Below are 17,807 nucleotides of genomic sequence, written 5' to 3'. Positions count from 1 at the left end.
GCCTTGAGCTTGCAGGATACGGTCAGGACTTGGGTCATAAGTTCATTGTACTTCATCAAAGCGCATTCCTCCCGGCAGTGACCCTACGGCTACAGTGCGGGGCTCCTGCGATTTCTAGCTGAGGAGGCGGAAGGCTGTCCAAGGGCTTCCTGCCTAATGGATCTCGAGAACCATGTTGTGCAGGGCTGTGTTAATCACCAGGGTGGATCCCCATCGCTCTACCTTGCCCCCATCCCAATGCATGTGTCCGCAGATGTAGTAGCGCGGCTGCAGCTGTTCCAAAAGGGGGCGCAAAGTGGGCGTACGGCGGTGATACCACTTCCCCCCCTCATCCAAAAGGCCCCGCGGCGGAGCGTGGGTCAGCAGCAGGTCAATGGGTCGGGGGGGCTGACTGTAGAGGGTGAGCAGCTCCTGCAAATGGGCAGAGGTCAGAGACCAGCTCCAGCCACAGGGGGGAGTCCAGGGCACAGCCAAAACCTGTAACCCCAGCCACTCAAAGCAGCAGGACTGGGTGATGGCCCGCCCCCAACAGCCAACCAGCGAATTCAAAACCGAAGCTGCTGGATCGTGGTTGCCAGGTAAAAAGAGCCAGGGTTTGCCCAGGCTCTCCACTGCCGCCAAAAAGGATTGCAGATGAACCACCTCTGCTTGGGCTGCCGGATGAAAGCCCTGGGTGGCCTTGCGGGAAGGTTTGCCGGCCTTGGAACAGAAATCCCCGCAGTTGATGTAAGCATCCACCTCCGGCAGATGGGCAAGGGCCTGCCGGATCAGCCGAGCGCTGCCGTGGTAGTCAGAGCCGAGCAGCAGTTTAATCCCCATGGGCCTCTGCAGCAGAAGAATCCAGGTGGGATCGCTGAAGCAGGGCGGCAACCTGCTGCCAGGAGCTGCTGTACCAAGCTTGCTGGGCTTCCAGTTCTTCGCCGAGGGATCCCGTGGGGCCAAAATCTGGGCAGGCGTACCCCAGGGAGCGTAATCCTGCCACCAACACTGCCGGAGACAGCCACCACTGCTGGGCCAAGCGCAGCAGATCCACCTGGCTGCGGGTTTGCAGGTATTGGCGGAGCTGGCGTTGCAAGCTGGCAGCGGAGGGCAGGGGCACCGCTTGCTGATGGACGGCAATCAACAGCTCGCTGCTGGGGGTGCAACAGAGCAGCCACTTGAGGTGATCCAGAGAAGGGGGCCAGCTCCACAACCAGAGTTGATCATAGCGGTGGCCGGCTTGGGGACGGTCGTAGTGGAGAGTCAGGTGCCGCCGTTCGCGATAGCGGGCCGTAGGCCTTGAAGACAAGACCAGCGAGGGGCGGCGGAAGCCGTAGAACAGGATGGTTCCCTGCGCCTGAGGCCAGAGGACAGAAAATCGGTCTACAGCTTGCCAACGCAAAGGCTGGGTGGGCTGGGGGGCGGGGCGCCAGATCAACAGAGGTGAGGGCTCTGTCCCCCTCTGGGAGCCAGTCGAGGGCTTGGAGTTGGGCATGGGAGGAGTGGCATCCAGAGAGGCGGGGGAGATGGGAGACTTGCTCCCATCAGGGGTGCGGGGCGCTGTTTTCTCGAGAGGGGGGTTGCCGGCAGTGGCAGCCTCTTGGGCAGGTTGGATCCCGACAATTTCCAGCTCCAGTTGGGTTTCTCCCTGCCATGTTTTGGCCTTGAGCGTGTAGGCTACATCAACTCGCTCCGGCAGCGGATGGGTTTCCGCTCCCCGCCAACGGATGGCCCAAAGAGGGCGCTGGGGCTTCGCGTTTGTGATCCCCACCAACGCATCGGTGATGCTGGCCACTCCGCGGTCATCACTGGGGGTTTTGGCGGCTGAGTCGCTCCTGCCCGGACAAGAGGACTCCGTCCGAGTAGCACGTAACCCATGGGAGCGTTGCGTAGGGAGAGCAGGATCCCGGAGCAGCAGCTTCAGGTGGCCGGGAACTGGGCCAAATCGCTGCTGTTGCAGAACCTGCAGGTTGCGGCTGCAGAAGACCGGCTCAGGATTGCCGATGCCACAGGGCTGCAGATGCTGCAGCTCTCGATAGAGGTCAAGGGTGAGATCTGACAGCGACACTTCGGCATCGATTTGCACCAGCGGCTGGATCTGCTCCGGCTGCAACTGCTGTTGGGCAAACTGCCGCAACCGTTCTTCAAAAAAAGGCCAGTCTTCTGCTCTCAGGCTAAATCCCCCGGCAGCGGGGTGGCCGCCGTGCTTGGTGAACAGATCCTTGCAAAACTCCAACGCTTGAAACACGTCAAACTCGGGGATCCCCTGCCGCGCCGAGCCACTGATCTCCCCTTGCCGCGACTGGCTGCCGATGAACACCGGACAGCCAAAACGCTCTGCCAACCGCGAGGCCACAATGCCGATCACCCCTTTATGCCATTTCTGCTGAGGGGATCCCAAAATTGTTAACACCCGCTCCTGTTGCAGATCTCGGCCTTGCTGGGCAATTTGCTCGAGGGCTTCTGCCTCGATGCGCCCGCACATCTGCTGCCGCACCTGGTTGAGCCGTTCGCAGCGGCGGGCCAGTTTCTCTGCTTGCAGGGGATCGTCGGTGGTCAGCAACTGGATCCCCATTCTCGCCCGGCCAATTCGCCCAACGGCATTGATGCGCGGCCCCAGGCCAAACCCAATCCACTCAGGTCGCAACCCCTCCAGGGATCCCTGCATGCCCATCGCCTGCAGAAGGGCGCGGATCCCTGCCACCTGGGAGGTGGGCAAGAGGTGCAGCCCCTGCTGCACCCAAAGGCGGTTAACCCCCGTCAGCGGCGCCAGATCGGCAATGGTGCCCACAGTAAACAGTTCCAGGGCCACCCGCTGCAGATGGCCATCACCGCGGCGCTCGGCCAGCGCCTGGGCCAGGAGGTAGGCAACCCCCACCCCGGCCATCCCCCGATAGGGGGAAGAAACGGGGAGCTGCTTGGGATTGAGGATGGCATCGGCAGGGGGCAACTGGGGCGGCAAGTCGTGGTGATCCGTCACGATCACCGTCAAGCCCAGAGCTTTGGCCAGTTGGATGGGCTCGTGGGCGGAGATGCCGTTGTCCACGGTGAGAATGAGGCGCACCCCCTCTCGGTGCAGCTCTTGCACCATGCGGCTGTTGAGGCCATAGCCCTCCGTCATGCGGCTGGGGATGCGGTAATGCACTGGAGCGTCCTGCAAAGCCCGCAGCAGCAGGGCCGTGCTGGTCATGCCGTCGGCATCGTAGTCGCCGCAAATGGCGATGGGCTCTTGTCGGCGAATCGCCCCGTCCAGCAAGTCCACCGCCAGGGGCAAATCGGCAAAATCCTGACTGGGTGGAGGCAGGTGGGCGGGATCCGGCTGCAGGTACTGCTGCACGGCAGCAGGGCTGGAGAGCCCGCGATTGAGTAAGATCTGAGCCAATATGGGCGAGATCCCCACTGCCTCGGCCAAGCTCTGGGCAGCCAACTTGTCCACAGGATGAAACAGCCAGCGTTGAGCAGGGATCCCGGCCATAGGGAAGGGTGGGGCTTGGATGGGGATAGAGGGTAGGCAGTGCTACAGTTGGCCTATAGGGTATCCTTTTGACGTTAGCTCAAAACGCTCCTCTGAATCTTTCCTGCCGCCGATGTATTCTCTGCTGCTTACCTATGGTCTTAACCCGCTGACAGGCTTAAAGCTGTTGGTCAAGTCCTCTGAGCAGACCTCTCTGTGGACACTGGCCCAGCAGCTTTGGGGCCGCCCCGGATCTCGGCGACGCAGGCCGCGCCTACAAATCTCGTTAGGCCGCTTGGTGCCAGAGCAAACCGAGCACTTGTCCAAGTTGGAAGTGCTGCTGCGTCTGCGGTTTTTCATTGCCCTCGAAGCGGAAACTCCAGAGAGTGCTGCCCACCACTGTCGCGAACGGTTCTTGCTTCCTTCCGGCCAGGGATCTGCCATTCAGCTTGCCCGCTACACAGAGGGCTCGCAGCAGTACAAGACGGAGATCATCCGCTTTGCCCTGGGGGGATCCCGCACCCTTGTGGCGAGGACTCCATCCCGCCGCCGTCGCCTCTGAAACAAACTCCCCGACAAGCCATAGCGATAGAGTCTTGCCAGCCTATCTATACTGGAGATGCACTAGATCTGTGTTTCTCCCGTGAACCCAACTGGGCTGCATCTTTGCGGTGGCAGTGCGGAGCATTCTATCGGTGGTGGGCGGCATCTGCAAGCCCATCCCTGGTACAGCCTTGCCCAAACTTCGGCTTACGCTAGCTTTGAGTTGTCCTTCCCGCAAGGGGGTGAACTGCGAGCTCTGGCACTGTGGGGGATCCCCGCAGGCCCAGGCAAAGACTCCATCCCGGATGCAGAGGTTTGAGTTGCCGCCAATCCCGCCAGAGGAGATGGATCCCATGTGCAACGCCCGTAAGGACTACGGCTGGCTAAAGTGCTCCGCACTCCTGTTGCCAGCGCAACCGGCCCTCTTTGCCGGATCCCTGGCGGCCTTTGCCCTTGTGCTCCACGCCGTTAATGGGAACGTCCTGCCGGCTGCTTTGGCCCTGACCCGTTACCAAGTGCATGTACTGGCGGATGGGGCGGCGGAGTTGGCTCAGGTGCGCACCCAGGTGCCGGATGCCTATTTTGTGCAAGGGGATGGGCAGGTTTTCATTCTGGCGGGGACGTTCATCAACCGTAGCCATGCTCAACGCCGTCAGGCCGACTTGGAACGGCTGGGGTTATCGGTGCGGGTAGTGAGCCGCCAAGAGACGGATCCCCCTCTGCCCCCTGCTTTTCCTGCCCAAGCAGCACCCAGCCGCCCTGCTGCCAGCTCAAAAGCCTCTGTGCCGCCGACGCCAACCGCTCCCCCCTTGGATCCCCAGCGTCCCTTTGCCACCCACGTGCCCAACCCCACCGGTGATCCCCGTTTGGAAGAACGGGTGCGCCGCTTCTTTCCAGGAGCCACTGTGGTGCAGTACCGCGGCCAGGTTGCTTTGCAAACGGGAACCTTCTCCCGCCTGTCGTTGGCCCAGGATCAAGCCCGCTGGCTAACCGCTCAGGGGTTACCGGCAGTGGCGGTGTCGCTGGTAGGAGAAAATGCTGGCCAGGATCCCATCTCCAACCTAGCACAAGGAGAGCGCTATTGGGTGTTGGTGGCGGATCCCACCGGGGAGAAATGGCCTGCGCTAAAACAACTCCTAGAGGGATCCCTGCCCTTGATCTACGATGACCTGCGGGTGGTGCGCACAGGTGGGTTTGCCGACCCTGCTGCTGCCGCCGAGCAGGTGCGTTACTTGGCCGGCCAAGGCTATGAAGCGGGGATCTTCCCCGCCGATCTGCGCCGCTCTCAGCCTCTTTTGCAAGCGGATCCCGTCTCCTCCTCGCCTGCCCAGGCTGTTCCTCCTGGGGAAGAAGGTGGCAGCGGATTTTGGGTGGTGGTGCCGGCTGGGGAAGAGGCCCTACCCAAGCTGCAGCAGTTTGCCCCTGATGCCTTCCTGCGGGGCTCAGTGATTCAGGTGGGCACCTACCGGCAACGGGCCAACGCCGAACAGGCGCGGCGCTCTCTGGCCGAAGCAGGGTTCGATGCCCGCATCCTGCCCGTGGAGTAGCCAAGAGCCACTTCCGCCATAAACGCTCTCCTCCTTCCCTGCCGTTGGGGATCCCCATTCGGCCCAAATGGCGACTTGGGTGAGTTTCTGCTTTTGACATACTCCCCACCCTACTGGCTTGTCAAAGCCTACAGCCCGCTTGGGCGAATAGAGCGGTTGACTACCCTGCCACTGCCCTGAGCCTACCGTAAAGCCCTCCTCAAGGACGGAGCGTTTGGGCAACTGGGCGAGGCTGGTAAGAAGGATAGGCCAGCCGTTGCACCACCTGTTTGCAATACACCACCTGTTTCAATAGCAGTGCGGAGCATTTTTCCTAGAGGGCTTGCTTAGCCTGCTGCAGCGTCTGCTCGAACACCTCCAGCGGCTGCGCACCGGAGAAGGAAATGCCGTTCAAGATGAAATGGGGGGTGCCGCCGATGCCCAGTTGAGAGGCCAGGTCGATATCTCGCTGAATGGCGCGCTCTGCCGCCCGACTGCGCCGATCCCGATTGAATTTTTCTATATTCAGGCCCAGCTTCTCAGCAGTGGCCACATAAAACCCATCCCCAAGCTGAGATTGGTTGGCAAACAGCTCGTCGTGAAACTCCCAGAACTTACCTTGACGTTGGGCGGCCCAAGCAGCCCGGGCAGCCGACATCGCTTCTGGGTGGATGCTGGTCAGGGGCAGGTGCTTGTACACCAAGGTCACCTCATCCCCGTGGTCGGCCATGAACTGCTTGAGGGTGCTGTGGGCGCGGGCGCAGAAGGGGCATTGAAAATCGGAGAACTCCACCAACACTAACCGCAGAGCGTCGGATCCCAGTCGAGGGGAATCTCCGATGACGGCGCGTGGGTTCTCCCGCAGTTGACGGCCAAATTCTTCCGCCAGCCGCTGCTGTTGTTGCTGCTGCTCCTGGTACTGTCGCTGCTGGTATTCCTGTACGGCCTCCAGAATCACCTGGGGGTTCTTTCGAATGATCTGCAGCACCTGCTCTTCCAAATCTGCCGGGGCAGCCGCCGCCGCTGGTAGGAAAACCGGAGCTCCACTTCCCACTCCCAGCAGAACCACCAGCCCGAACAAAAGCCCAGCTCGAGCCCAAGCACGAAAAATCCTCGCTAGCCTATTCATTCCAACCCCCCTCTCAGCCATGCCTAGAGCCGTTGCAACTCACCCAGCCTACCGTCAGAGACCGACGGTGTCTATTACTCCTTTTGGGGGGGTTAGGAATTGGTGGCCTGCAGAAGCTGCTCCTTGATCCGCTGCAACTGGCTGGCCCAGCGGGGATCCGGCTCAGAGGCTGCCTCACTTTCGGCGACGACGGTGGAGCGCCCACCCTTATTGCCGCGCTGGCGTTGCTTTTTGCTGGGGGCAGGGTTTTCTGCCGACTCTTTAGAGCCCTTGGCCTCAGAATCTCTGGACGCTCTGGAATCTTTGGAACCTCTGGACTCTTTGGATGAAGGCTCAGAGGTCGCTGTTTTGGATTCGCCTTCTTCCCCGCGGTCGCGCGGCTGGGCGAGCTCAATGCGCAAGTTGACATCCCCAAAGCTGTGGCCGTTGAACTTTTCGATGTACTGCTGCGCCTGCTCTTCGGTGTTCACCGTTACAAAGCCGAAGCCGCGGCATTTGCCTGTCTTCCGATCCCGGATCACCTTGGTGGAAATGACCTCACCGGCAGAGCGAAAGAGCTTCTCCAGTGCCTGACGATCCACCTCTTCCGGCAGATTTCCAACATACAGACGCACAGGCATGATCCAGCGAAGCTCCTAATCGAAATAACAAAAGGCCAAAATGCAAAGCGCTACATCTAGGGCGCTCAAGCCCATAACATCAAACCCGGAACCCGGTAGTCCATTGTCACACCATAGCGCGCCGCAAAGCGCAACCCTTGGCAATCACGAAGCTATTTTTTAATTTACCTCAACCTGGAGCCGCGAAGACGAGGAGAACGGTTTTTGTGAACGACTGCTTTGTACAGCCGGTTTGTACAGCCGGCTTTTGCAGCTAAGCTAAGCCGGTGTTGTTCAGGCGATCCCGATGTTGAAAAGGTCGCGCCTGGGGGCCTGTGTAGTCGGCTACAAGATGTCCTTGCCCTCGCAGTTGGTAGCGGTAAGTCACCAAGCCTTCCAAGCCCACCGGGCCGCGCGGCGGCAGTTTTTGGGTGCTGATGCCCACCTCCGCCCCGAAGCCATAGCGAAACCCGTCGGCAAAGCGGGTGGAAGCGTTGTGAAAGACTCCCGCTGCATCTACTTCATCCAAAAATCGCCGGGCAGCAGCGGCATCCTCGGTTACAATCACCTCGGTATGGCGGGATCCGTACTGCTGGATGTGGGCAATGGCCTCGTCAAGGGAGCCCACCACTTTAATAGAGAGGATCAAATCGGCATACTCGGTGCTCCAGTCGTCCTCGGTGGCCGGGATCAGATCGGGCACCAGCTCGCGGCAGAGGGGATCCCCCCGCAATTCCACCCCCTTTTCCCGCAGGGCCTTGACCGCCAGAGGCAAAAAGTGGGGGGCTATGGCCTCGTGAACCAGCAGAGTCTCGATGGCATTGCAGGCAGCGGGGTACTGGGTTTTGCTGTCCACCGTCAGCTTGATCGCCATGTCCACATCCGCTGCCCGATCCACGTACAGGTGACACAGGCCATCGGCATGGCCCAATACCGGGATGCGGGTATTCTCCAGGATGTAGCGGACAAAGCTGCTGGAGCCGCGGGGGATGATCAGGTCTACCAACCCCTCCAGTTGCAGTAGGGCCTTGACCTCGGCGCGGCTGGTGAGCAACTGCAGGGATCCCTGGGGAAACTCTGGGATCTGCTGCAGGCCCGCCTGGATGGCCGCCATCAAGGCTTGACAGGAGAGCAAAGCTTCGGATCCCCCCTTGAGCAAGACGCTATTGCCGGTTTTCACCGCCAGGGCAGCAATTTGCACCAGAGCATCGGGCCGCGACTCGAAGATCACCCCCAGCACCCCCAAAGGGTAGGTGCGCCGTTCCAAAATTAGCCCCTCGTCCAGTTCCCGGATCAGCAAAGCTCGGCCCACCGGATCCCCCAGCCGGATCACCTGCCGCACTCCGGCCACCATGTCGGCCAGTTTGTGGGCATCCAGCTTCAGGCGGGCATAGGCAGATGCCGACAACTCCCCGGCTTTCACCATCTCTGCTGCCCGCTCCAAGTCCGCCCGGTTGGCGGCCAAGATAGGCTCTTGGTGCTCCACCAAGGCAGTGGCCATGGCCTCTAGAGCGGCATTCTTAATAGCCGTGGGCAAGGTGGCCGTGTGTTGGGCAGCAGCGCGGGCCAACTGCACTTGGGACAGCAGCGGGCGCTCTGAGGCAGATGCAAGCGAGCTGGGGCAATCGGTGGCAAGGGACATAGAGTCAGAAAGGGGGCAAAGTGCCCATTTGGAAGAAAAGGGTTGCGATGATAGGTTGTAACAAAGTTGTGTTGAACTGTGATCCTAGAAGCACCCCCGGCAGGGATCCCTATGCTAGGTTGGGCACAGTCGGTTGGGGTTATCTGTAGCCTACCAAAGTCTGGATCCCACTTGCTGCAGCAGGGGAGCCTTTCCTTGCTCTCGATGCTTCTAAGCTGAAGTTCGCATAGGGGAAGACCCTTGCTCGAAACCCAGTTCCCTGACAATTAGAGATCCACCTCGTCAACCTTGACTTTTAGCGCCTTCCAGGAGAGCCAATGAGAAAGCGTGGGTTTGTGGTTAGTGCAACGGCTGCGGTGATGACAGCGGTGTCGCTGGTCGGCGTGCAGCTATCTATGCCGGGTTGGGCGGGGTTTCGCCGGGATCCCAAGGAAGTGGTGGACGAGGTTTGGCAAATTGTTAACCGGGAATACGTGGATCCGTCTTTTAATTCCCTGGATTGGGAAGCGGTGCGGCGGGATCTGCTCAGCCGAGAGTATGCCACCCGAGAAGATGCCTACGCGGCCATCCGGGAAGCCCTGAAGAAACTGAACGATCCCTACACCCGCTTTCTGGATCCGGATCAGTTTGCCAGCATGCAAATCGATACATCCGGTGAGCTGACCGGGGTGGGGATCACGCTGGGCATGGATCAGGAGACAAACGAGCTGGTGGTGATCTCCCCCATTGAAGGGTCTCCTGCCGACCGGGCTGGGATCAAATCCAAAGACGTGATCGTGCGCATCGACGACAAGTCCACCGAAGGCATGGACACCAACGCTGCAGTCAACCTCATTCGGGGCGAGCCGGGTACGCGGGTGCGGCTGACCATTCGCCGCGAGGGGGAAGGGCTAAAGGTGTTCGATTTGGTGCGGGAAAGAATTGAGCTGGCCACCGTGCGCTACGAGGTTCACGAGGAAAACGGCCTGCCCATTGGCTATATCCGGATTACCCAGTTTTCCGGCAACGCCGCCGAGAAGATGCGCCAAGCCATTCGCGAGCTGGAAAAACAAGGGGTAGCCGCCTACGTTCTGGATTTGCGCGCCAACCCAGGGGGGCTGCTCTACTCCAGCGCCGAGATTGCCCGCATGTGGATCAACCGGGGCAGCATCGTCTCGACGGTGAACCGCCAAGGGGAGCAGGATCGCCTGACGGCCAACAACACGGCCCTTACCGATAAACCTTTGGCCGTTTTGGTGGATGGTGGCTCGGCCAGCGCCAGCGAGATTCTGTCGGGGGCTCTGCAGGATAACCGTCGCGCCGTGATTGTCGGCACGCAAACTTTCGGCAAGGGCCTGGTGCAGTCGGTGCATCCCCTGTCCGATGGATCTGGGCTGGCGGTAACCATTGCCCGTTATCGCACTCCCAACGGTAACGACATCGACCACAAGGGCATTACCCCCGACATTTTGGTGGAATTGTCCGAGGAAGATCTGAAGCGGCTCAGCCAGAACCGAGAATTGGTGGCCACCCCAGCCGACCCACAGTATGCTGCTGCCATCCAGGCTCTGCAGGCTCAGATCTCTGCCCGTCGGCAACAGGCCCAGGAGGTCATTCGTTCCTCTTCACGTTAGCCGGTGTTGGGAGCGGTTTTGATGGGTTTGAGATGGACATTCCTGAAGCCGTGGTTGAGGGAATGGCCAAACCCTTGAGGACTGTCCACCAACCCTGGGTTGAAAATGCTTTTATTGTTTCTGTAGGTGGCGCGTAGCACAATGGCGGGGTCGAAGATCGCGGGATCCATAAACTTGGCCGGACGGGATCTGCTCAAGCTCAGCGACCTAACCCCGGCAGAGCTGTCGGCCCTGCTAGCCCAGGCGGCTGAGTTAAAGCGGGATCCCTATCGGGTGGAGCTGCGGGGTCGGGTGTTGGGGCTGTTGTTTCAGAAGGCTTCTACCCGCACCCGCGCCAGTTTTACGGCAGCCATGGCCCAATGCGGGGGCAGCACCCTCGATCTGGTGCCGACAGTGATGCAGGTGAGCCGCGGCGAACCCCTGCAGGATACGGCCCGCGTCCTCTCCCGCTACCTGGATGTGATCGCCATTCGCACCTACCACCAGAAGGAACTGGAAACCTTTGCCGAGTATGCCGATATTCCGGTGATCAACGCCCTCACCGATCAGTTTCACCCCTGTCAGGTGTTGGCCGATCTGCTCACCATTCAGGAGAACTTTGGCCAACTGGCAGGCCTGACCCTGGCCTATTGCGGCGATGGCAATAACGTTGCCCACTCCCTGCTGTTGGGTTGTGCCATGAGCGGGATCCACATCCGCGTCGCCACCCCCCCCGGTTACGAGCCGGATGCGGCAGTGGTGGATCAAGCCCGCACTCTGGCCCAGGGATCCCAGGTGTTGGTGCTGCAGGATCCCCAGGAAGCCGTCTCTGGATCCCAGGTGGTCTATACCGACGTGTGGGCCAGCATGGGTCAAGAAGCTGAGGCCGAGGCCCGCAAGGCCACCTTTCTGCCCTACCAGGTCAATGCCGAGCTGATGCAACAGGCAGATCCGGAAGCCATTGTGCTGCACTGCCTGCCGGCCCACCGGGAAGAGGAAATCACCACTGAAGTACTGGAGGGATCCCAGTCCCGCGTGTGGGATCAGGCGGAAAATCGCCTACATGTGCAAAAGGCGCTGCTGGTTCAGCTGCTGGGCCCAGGATAACAGCCTTTGGGGAGCCAGAGAGGGGCGTAGCGAACAGCTTTGCGGTCGTTGAGGATGGCCTCGTCGTGTTCCTCTGTCTCGTCAGGACTTGGTCCGAGGCCCAAATTAGCCCAGACCTAGCTACCGGCTATTGGCAGGACGGCGGGCTGCAATCGCCAAGCTGACATTGGGCACCCGCTGCAGGGTATCCATCACCTCCACCACCTTGCCGTGGGAGAGGGCCAAATCAGCGTTGATCACCACCAAGCGCCGCCCTTCAGCCGGCTTCTCGGCCAGGATGCGTTCCACTGCCGGGATCAGGGCAGAAATATCGGCAATTTTCTCCTGATTGACAGCAATCTGTCCTTCCGCCGTCAGGCTCACCGTTACATCCGGCTGCAGACGAACTTCAGCTGTAGTGGCATCCGGCAGGTTGACATCCAGAGCCTCGGAGCGGGTGAGCACCAGGCTGGCAATCACGAAAAACACCAGGATCGAGAAGATGACATCGATCAGGGGCACGATGTTGATCTCGCCAGCTCGGAAGTTCTCTTCGGGGATGCGCATAGGTTAGGAGGGCTCAAGCGAGGAGTAGGGGGGAAGGGTGGAGCTGCCACTGGGGCTAGATTGGGTGTAGGAATACTGGGAAAGCTGTTGGGCCTGCATCTCTTGCCGCTGCCGATGCAGCAGCTCCAGCATGCCGCCGTACTCTTGGATCTTAGAGAGTTGCCGCAGGTACAAAGAGCGAAAGACGTTGGAAATCAACAGGGTGGGAATAGCCACAATCAGTCCAAAGGCCGTCGAGTACAAGGCTTCGGCGATCCCCTGACCTACCCCCTGGGTATCGGTGCCGCCGATATCCCCCAGTTGAATGGAGCTGAGGATCTGGATGATGCCGGTGACGGTGCCCAACAAGCCCAAGAAGGGGGCAACGGTGATTACGGTGTCGAAGACAGTGTTGAAGCGCTTCAGCAGAGGCACTTCTGCCGCCAGGGCCGTTTCCAGAGCCAGCTTAAAATCTTCCGGGCTGGCCTCGTTCAGCTCCAACCCGGCCAAAAAGATGCGGGCAATCGGCAGATCGGCATTTTGCTCCAGCAAATACTGGGCAGCGCGTGGGTTGCGGCGGTACTGGCTCAGGGCTTGCTGCACCACCTCCTCCTGCCGATGGGTGATCTTCCACCAAAACAGCACCCGCTCAATGCAACAGGCCACTGAGAAGACCGAGAAGGTCAACAGGGGGATGGAGTAATACCAACCCTGGATCATGAGCTGCAAGACTCTATCCATCGATCCTGATTCCCCCCTCCAAGCGGCAGTTTACGCTCATCTTGTCATAGCACTTTCTCGGCAGGGCTGGGATCCCTTCTTGCGCGGCGAAGATTGCACCTTCTGGCAATTTTGCCCCCATGCCGGCTCTCATCTCGTCAATTGTCAATCCAGAGGGCATACTGGTTGCAACATTTTTTGGATCCCGAGGGCGTGAATTATGAAATTCAGACGCTGGTTGGGTCTTTGCTGCGCCGGCTTGATGGCCTTGCTGTTGACGGCTTGCGGCAAGGGATCTACCCCCTACGACAGCATCGTGGTCAACTTTGTGAACACAGCCACCCCCAGTCAGATTGCCGCTATCGCTAAAGAGTATCATTTGACGCTCCGCCCCAGCAGTAACAGCGCTTTTGCCCGCCAGGAAGCGATCTATCTGTTTGACGTGGATGCCGACCACCTGGGATCCACGCGGCGGCTGGTTAAGCGGCTCACCGACGAAGCTTTGATCGAGTATGCTCACCCCAACTATCAATTCCAGGCGGCTTTCGTGCCCAATGACCGCCTCTATCCCCAGCAATGGAATCTCAGGGCCATCCACATGCCAGAAGCCTGGGACATCTCCCAAGGGGAAGGGGTGACGGTAGCCGTGGTGGACACAGGAGTAACCCGAGTTCCCGACCTGGCCCAAACCCAATTTGTGAAGGGCTATGACTTTGTGGACGACGATGAGGAGCCGGAAGACCTCAACGGCCACGGCACCCATGTGGCGGGAACCATTGCCCAGTCCACCAACAATTTCTTGGGTGTAGCCGGCATCGCCTTCAAGGCCAAGATCATGCCGGTGCGGGTGTTGGATGCCAACGGCTTCGGATCCCTGTCGGATGTGGTGGAAGGGATCCGCTATGCTGCCGACCACGGGGCTACGATCATCAACCTCAGCCTGGGTAGCCGCGCTTCTGCCCAACTGATGGAGGAGGCGGTGGCCTATGCCCACAGTAAGGGGGTGACGGTGATCGCAGCCGCTGGCAACGAAAACTCCAACCAGGTGAGCTACCCGGCCCGTTACCCGCATGTGATCGCTGTCTCGGCCACGGGGCCCAACGGGGAGAAAGCCCCCTACTCCAACTATGGGGTGGGGGTGGACATCTCTGCTCCCGGCGGAGCCAAGACGCCTGATCACCCCGAATACGGCATCCTGCAGCAAACCATCAACCGTCGTAACCCCAACGAGCCGGTCTTTGCCTACTTCCAAGGCACCAGCATGGCCACTCCCCACGTAGCCGGTGTGGCAGCTCTGATCCAGGCTCAGGGCATCAAAGACCCGGACAAGGTGGAGGAAGTGCTGAAAATGTCGGCTACCCCAGTGCCCGGCGACAAACAGAACTTCTACGGGGCTGGTCGTTTGGATGCAGCCAAGGCGCTGGCCAGGGCCACAGGGCAACAGGAGGAAAACCCCTTGGTGCTCTGGTTGAAGGACTTCCTGCAGTACCTGAACAACAATGGCTACCTCAACCCACGCTTCTGGTTCGATGGTGGCCCGATTGCTCTGGTGCCGAAGCTGCTGATGGTGGTGGGCGGCTACATTATCCTGGTGCTGATCCGCTGGTGGCTGGCTCCCAAGCGGCTGCTGCAGACGGTGCCTTTGCTGGCTGGGATGCTTTTGGGCAGTGCCGGTCTTTTCCCCTTGCAGGGGTTGGCGATTGTCGGTGGCCCCCGTTGGCCCTTCCAATTGGCGGGTAGCTCCCTGCCGGAGTTGGGCACCGCCTTTGCCCAGACCAATGCCTTGAACCCCCTATTTGCCAGCGTGTTGATCCCAGGCCTGTTGATGTTGCTGCTCCTGGGCCATCGGCGCTGGCGCTGGGCGGTGATTGGCTTGTGCATTGGCATGGCCTCGCATCTGCTCTTGTCCGGATCCCTGTTTTATGAGGGGGTGCTATGGCTTGGATCCTCTGCTTGGTTGGGTCGCTCCTTCTTGCTCTTCAATGGCTTGCTCTGCCTGGGCCTGGCCTACTTGGGAGCGCAAGCGGCTACGGAATCTCAATCCACGGCAACTGGGCTGGCGCTGAGGCAGTGATGCAAGAGTACAGCGGTACCATCCAGTTCCTGGATATCGAAGGGGGAGTGTGGGTGCTGACGCTGCCTTCCGGCGAGCACTATGCCCTTTTCCGTGCCCCCAAAGAGCTCTTGCAAGAGGGACTAGAGGTCACCATCCAGGGACAGATCAGAGAAGACATGGTGACGGTGGCTCAGGTAGGGCCGGTTTTAGAAGTCAAGAGCTTCCAGCGGCAGCCCTAGCTTGGCTTGCGGCTCCGGCCATACCAATCGGGGATCCCCAAGCGGGGATCCCTGCTTTTCGATGTCAGAATGCTTTTACAGTCGCTTCAAACAAGATTGAGACACCTCGCTGCCGACCCTCACCCCTAGCTTCTCTTTAGTTAGGAGAGAAGGAAAGTTAGGAAGCAATGCAACGAAAATATTTCATTTCCGTTTAAAAAGAATCTCGTTTCCACGGCTGAGCATTCACGAAGCTCAAAAAACGTAGGTAGGCAGCTGTATCCCGTGACCGCTTAATACTTACATAGTCATAAGTCTGTAGCCTGAACAACTGGGAAACCATCATCGCTGTTTTAGAGGGGAAACCTACTGGCGAAAGCGGGACGGGATCCTTTGCGGCAAGGGCTGTTGTGGAACCAGTAACAAGAATCCTCACCCTACCGCTACGGGGAAGCAAGCCAGTAGAGCAGGGAACATGTCAAAGCAGGTTGCTCAGGCGGCTGTGAAAGACCGAGTAGATCTCTGCGTAAGACTTCACCCACTCTGGATCCGGTTGAACATAGCGTTCTACCTGTACCAATCGATCGGCAGCCTGTTGGACAGAGCAGCACCAATAGGCAGAAGCGGCCAAGATGGCTGCCCCCACAGCCGGCTCCGGGTGTTTCACCACAGCCAAGGGACGAGCAAGGATGCTGGCGCGTAGGCGCAACCAGAGAGGGCTTTTGCTGCCTCCACCGGTGGTGAAAATCGGGCTCTGCTCTGGCACTGGGATCCCTTGAGCCGCCAACGTTTCCAGCCCCAGCCGCTCGACCATGGCTACCCCCTCCAACAAAGCAGCGTAAAAACGGGGGGATCCCTCTTCTGCCTCTGGCAAGAACCCGGCGAACCGGGGATCGACAATGGGAAAACGCTCTCCCGGCTGACAAAGGGGATAGCTGACCAGCCCGGTGGGCAGATAAGCCTGAGCTTGCTGATCCAGCATTTGCAGGTTGCCGTCGGGGAAGTAATGAGGCAAAACTCCGCCTCCACAAAAAGAGGCGGCCCCCGGCCACCAAACCATTCGTTCGCGACAGCGGTGCGGAGCACTGTCCGGGTGCAAATGGGAATAGATGCTTGGGGTTTGTATGGGATCCGGACTGTTGGCCTTAAAAATAAGGGTTGTGCCCAAGCTGGTGGAAACCTGCCCCAAGCGAATAGCCCCTGCCGCCAGTTGCCCGGCACAGCCATCGGTGATCCCTGCCGCGATCAGCACTTCCGGCCCCAACCCCCAGTCTGCTCGCACCGTTCCTAAAACCGTTCCCGGCGGTACCACCTCGGGGAAATGCTTGGGGTTTAGGCCCTGCCGCGCCAACCACTCCTGAGGCCAGGTGTAGGCCTCCAGGTCGAAACCGCTCTTGAGGGCATGGGTGTGATCGGTCACCTGCCTGCGCCCCCCCAGTTGGCTCAGCAAAAAGTCCGCCGGATGGGCCAAGTAGCTGTCTCGATACTGATCAGGGTAGGCTTCCGCCCACCACAGCCAACGGCTGAGACCCCAACTGGCAGGGATCCCCAATTGCTTGGCCTGAGCCTGGCCCCGTGGGTCAGAATACAGCCACGCCTGTTCCAACGGCATGCCTCGACCATCCACCGGCAGAATGGTGCCGGAAGTGCTGCAAGCACTCAGAGCTGCAATGGAATACTGCTCCCCCAGTTGCGCGGTCAGTTGTCCCAAAAGGGCTTTCAGGGTTCGCAACCAGCGGCCCGGATTGGTCTCTGGGGGATCCCACTGGCGCTCGCTTTTGGCCACCACCTCCCCCTGCTCTGAGAGGGCCACCACCCGCATCCCAGAAGTGCCCAGATCGATCCCAAGAAACACAGGGGGCATAGGAATACTCACCTGAGAATGCTTTGTTTATATACGGGGTGGCCAAGTGGCCTCAAAAAGGGGCCCAAACTGGCTCAAAAGATGGGATCAAAATCTCAAAACTCCTGGCTGCTCCGAGCCAGTGCTTCTTGGATATCCAGATCCAGCCCTCTCACCGATTCCAGCACCGAGCGGGTGATCAGCTTGCCCTCCTGCACCAAAACCGCGCCGGTTACAGGGTGCAAAAGTGGCTGCTCCGCTCGCCGACCGATCAACGCCTCGATATCCTGAAAAGCATGGATGTACATCCCGGCAGGCAATTCCACCACCACCCCTTCCCCCAGCACCCGCGCTTGGCAGGCCAAGCGAGAGTTAGGCTTGCAGGTGGTGATCACCTCCAGGGTGCGCTGCTCCCGCTTGCTCATCGGGGATAAAGACTCCATCCCCTCCTTAACGTACACATGACAGGTGGCGCAGAGGCCGCGCCCACCGCACTCTTTCAACACATTCAGCTCTTCTTGCAGCAGCACCGAGAGCAAATTGCTGTTGGTGGCGATTTCAGACACTTGGGCAATGGGATCCAACCGCACACGCTTGACCATAGTCCGCACTTTTTGGGCTACTGGATGCTAAAAAAGCTAGCATCTTTCACCAATGCAGATTGCCGGAACAGGGCAGTTCTACCTAAGCATGCAGGAAAATCCCCCATGCGCCATTCAGGTCTCGGTGCATACGAATGCCCTCTGAGCCTTCTCGGCACTCCAACTATAGGTCTTGCTGGTGTAGGCTTCAGAAACTTGACCAAAAGGCGCGGCAAGCCCCGTCCTTCAGGGCGGGGAAGGATAGCGCCGACCGTAGCCGACGCCCTTTAAAA

16 protein-coding genes are annotated in these 17,807 nt (G+C 59.7%); 6 read left to right on the top strand and 10 right to left on the bottom strand.

Annotation, left to right across the window (positions count from 1 at the left end; all coding sequences use genetic code 11):
* Positions 1 to 153: 153 nt before the first annotated feature.
* Both NW828_RS11075 and recJ read right to left on the bottom strand, forming a co-directional pair.
* A complete protein-coding gene (locus NW828_RS11075; protein WP_414383891.1) occupies positions 154 to 819 on the bottom strand; it encodes a metallophosphoesterase family protein in 666 nt (221 codons plus the stop codon).
* A complete protein-coding gene (gene recJ, locus NW828_RS11070) occupies positions 809 to 3,454 on the bottom strand; it encodes a single-stranded-DNA-specific exonuclease RecJ (protein ID WP_414383889.1) in 2,646 nt (881 codons plus the stop codon). The genes NW828_RS11075 and recJ overlap by 11 nt, the downstream gene beginning before the upstream one ends.
* A gap of 112 nt (positions 3,455 to 3,566) precedes the next feature.
* Between recJ and NW828_RS11065 the strand changes: the two genes are divergently transcribed.
* On the top strand, positions 3,567 to 3,995 hold the full coding sequence (locus NW828_RS11065) for a hypothetical protein (protein WP_414331038.1): 429 nt from the start codon (positions 3,567 to 3,569) through the stop codon (positions 3,993 to 3,995).
* Positions 3,996 to 4,104: 109 nt separating this feature from the next.
* Complete coding sequence (locus tag NW828_RS11060) at positions 4,105 to 5,523, top strand: SPOR domain-containing protein (protein ID WP_414383886.1); 1,419 nt, start codon at positions 4,105 to 4,107, stop codon at positions 5,521 to 5,523.
* Positions 5,524 to 5,836: 313 nt separating this feature from the next.
* On the opposite strand, the gene NW828_RS11055 is transcribed toward NW828_RS11060, so the two are convergent.
* The 3 genes from NW828_RS11055 to NW828_RS11045 all read right to left on the bottom strand — a co-directional run bounded on the left by NW828_RS11055 (position 5,837) and on the right by NW828_RS11045 (position 8,872).
* A complete protein-coding gene (locus NW828_RS11055) occupies positions 5,837 to 6,583 on the bottom strand; it encodes a DsbA family protein (RefSeq protein ID WP_414383883.1) in 747 nt (248 codons plus the stop codon).
* 140 nt (positions 6,584 to 6,723) lie between these two features.
* Positions 6,724 to 7,251 carry an RNA recognition motif domain-containing protein gene (locus tag NW828_RS11050; protein WP_414383880.1) on the bottom strand — a complete coding sequence of 176 codons (528 nt, stop codon included), beginning with the start codon at positions 7,249 to 7,251 and terminating at the stop codon, positions 6,724 to 6,726.
* A gap of 253 nt (positions 7,252 to 7,504) precedes the next feature.
* On the bottom strand, positions 7,505 to 8,872 hold the full coding sequence (locus tag NW828_RS11045; protein ID WP_414383877.1) for a glutamate-5-semialdehyde dehydrogenase: 1,368 nt from the start codon (positions 8,870 to 8,872) through the stop codon (positions 7,505 to 7,507).
* Between the two features lie 317 nt (positions 8,873 to 9,189).
* On the opposite strand from NW828_RS11045, the gene ctpC reads away from it, so the two are divergent.
* A complete protein-coding gene (gene ctpC / locus NW828_RS11040; RefSeq protein ID WP_011432460.1) occupies positions 9,190 to 10,485 on the top strand; it encodes a carboxyl-terminal processing protease CtpC in 1,296 nt (431 codons plus the stop codon).
* Here ctpC and NW828_RS11035 read toward each other — a convergent pair.
* A complete protein-coding gene (locus tag NW828_RS11035) occupies positions 10,482 to 10,682 on the bottom strand; it encodes a hypothetical protein (RefSeq protein WP_414383898.1) in 201 nt (66 codons plus the stop codon). The genes ctpC and NW828_RS11035 overlap by 4 nt on opposite strands.
* On the opposite strand from NW828_RS11035, the gene argF reads away from it, so the two are divergent.
* The gene (gene argF / locus NW828_RS11030; RefSeq protein WP_414383895.1) at positions 10,654 to 11,571 is read left to right on the top strand and encodes an ornithine carbamoyltransferase; all 918 of its coding nucleotides are present in this window, start codon (positions 10,654 to 10,656) and stop codon (positions 11,569 to 11,571) included. The genes NW828_RS11035 and argF overlap by 29 nt on opposite strands.
* Before the next feature lie 120 nt (positions 11,572 to 11,691).
* On the opposite strand, the gene NW828_RS11025 is transcribed toward argF, so the two are convergent.
* Together NW828_RS11025 and NW828_RS11020 are read right to left on the bottom strand one after the other, a co-directional pair.
* Positions 11,692 to 12,117: an ExbD/TolR family protein gene (locus NW828_RS11025; RefSeq protein WP_414383874.1), complete on the bottom strand. Its 426-nt coding sequence runs from the start codon at positions 12,115 to 12,117 to the stop codon at positions 11,692 to 11,694.
* Between the two features lie 3 nt (positions 12,118 to 12,120).
* On the bottom strand, positions 12,121 to 12,813 hold the full coding sequence (locus tag NW828_RS11020) for a MotA/TolQ/ExbB proton channel family protein (protein WP_414383893.1): 693 nt from the start codon (positions 12,811 to 12,813) through the stop codon (positions 12,121 to 12,123).
* A gap of 223 nt (positions 12,814 to 13,036) precedes the next feature.
* Between NW828_RS11020 and NW828_RS11015 the strand changes: the two genes are divergently transcribed.
* Together NW828_RS11015 and NW828_RS11010 are read left to right on the top strand one after the other, a co-directional pair.
* A complete protein-coding gene (locus tag NW828_RS11015) occupies positions 13,037 to 14,890 on the top strand; it encodes a S8 family serine peptidase (RefSeq protein WP_414383871.1) in 1,854 nt (617 codons plus the stop codon).
* The gene (locus NW828_RS11010; RefSeq protein ID WP_414342539.1) at positions 14,890 to 15,111 is read left to right on the top strand and encodes a hypothetical protein; all 222 of its coding nucleotides are present in this window, start codon (positions 14,890 to 14,892) and stop codon (positions 15,109 to 15,111) included. The genes NW828_RS11015 and NW828_RS11010 overlap by 1 nt, the downstream gene beginning before the upstream one ends.
* Positions 15,112 to 15,568: 457 nt before the next feature.
* Here the strand turns inward: NW828_RS11010 and NW828_RS11005 are convergent, their stop codons facing one another.
* Both NW828_RS11005 and NW828_RS11000 read right to left on the bottom strand, forming a co-directional pair.
* On the bottom strand, positions 15,569 to 16,954 hold the full coding sequence (locus NW828_RS11005) for an FGGY-family carbohydrate kinase (protein WP_414342541.1): 1,386 nt from the start codon (positions 16,952 to 16,954) through the stop codon (positions 15,569 to 15,571).
* A gap of 95 nt (positions 16,955 to 17,049) precedes the next feature.
* Positions 17,050 to 17,535 (bottom strand): 2Fe-2S iron-sulfur cluster-binding protein, encoded by a 486-nt coding sequence (locus NW828_RS11000; protein WP_011432453.1) that lies wholly within the window; start codon positions 17,533 to 17,535, stop codon positions 17,050 to 17,052.
* Between the last annotated feature and the right edge of the window lie 272 nt (positions 17,536 to 17,807).

The organism is Synechococcus sp. W55.2 (assembly GCF_047461635.1).
In the GTDB taxonomy this organism is placed as follows: Bacteria; Cyanobacteriota; Cyanobacteriia; order Thermostichales; family Thermostichaceae; genus Thermostichus.
This window is presented reverse-complemented; position numbering and strand designations above follow the sequence as displayed.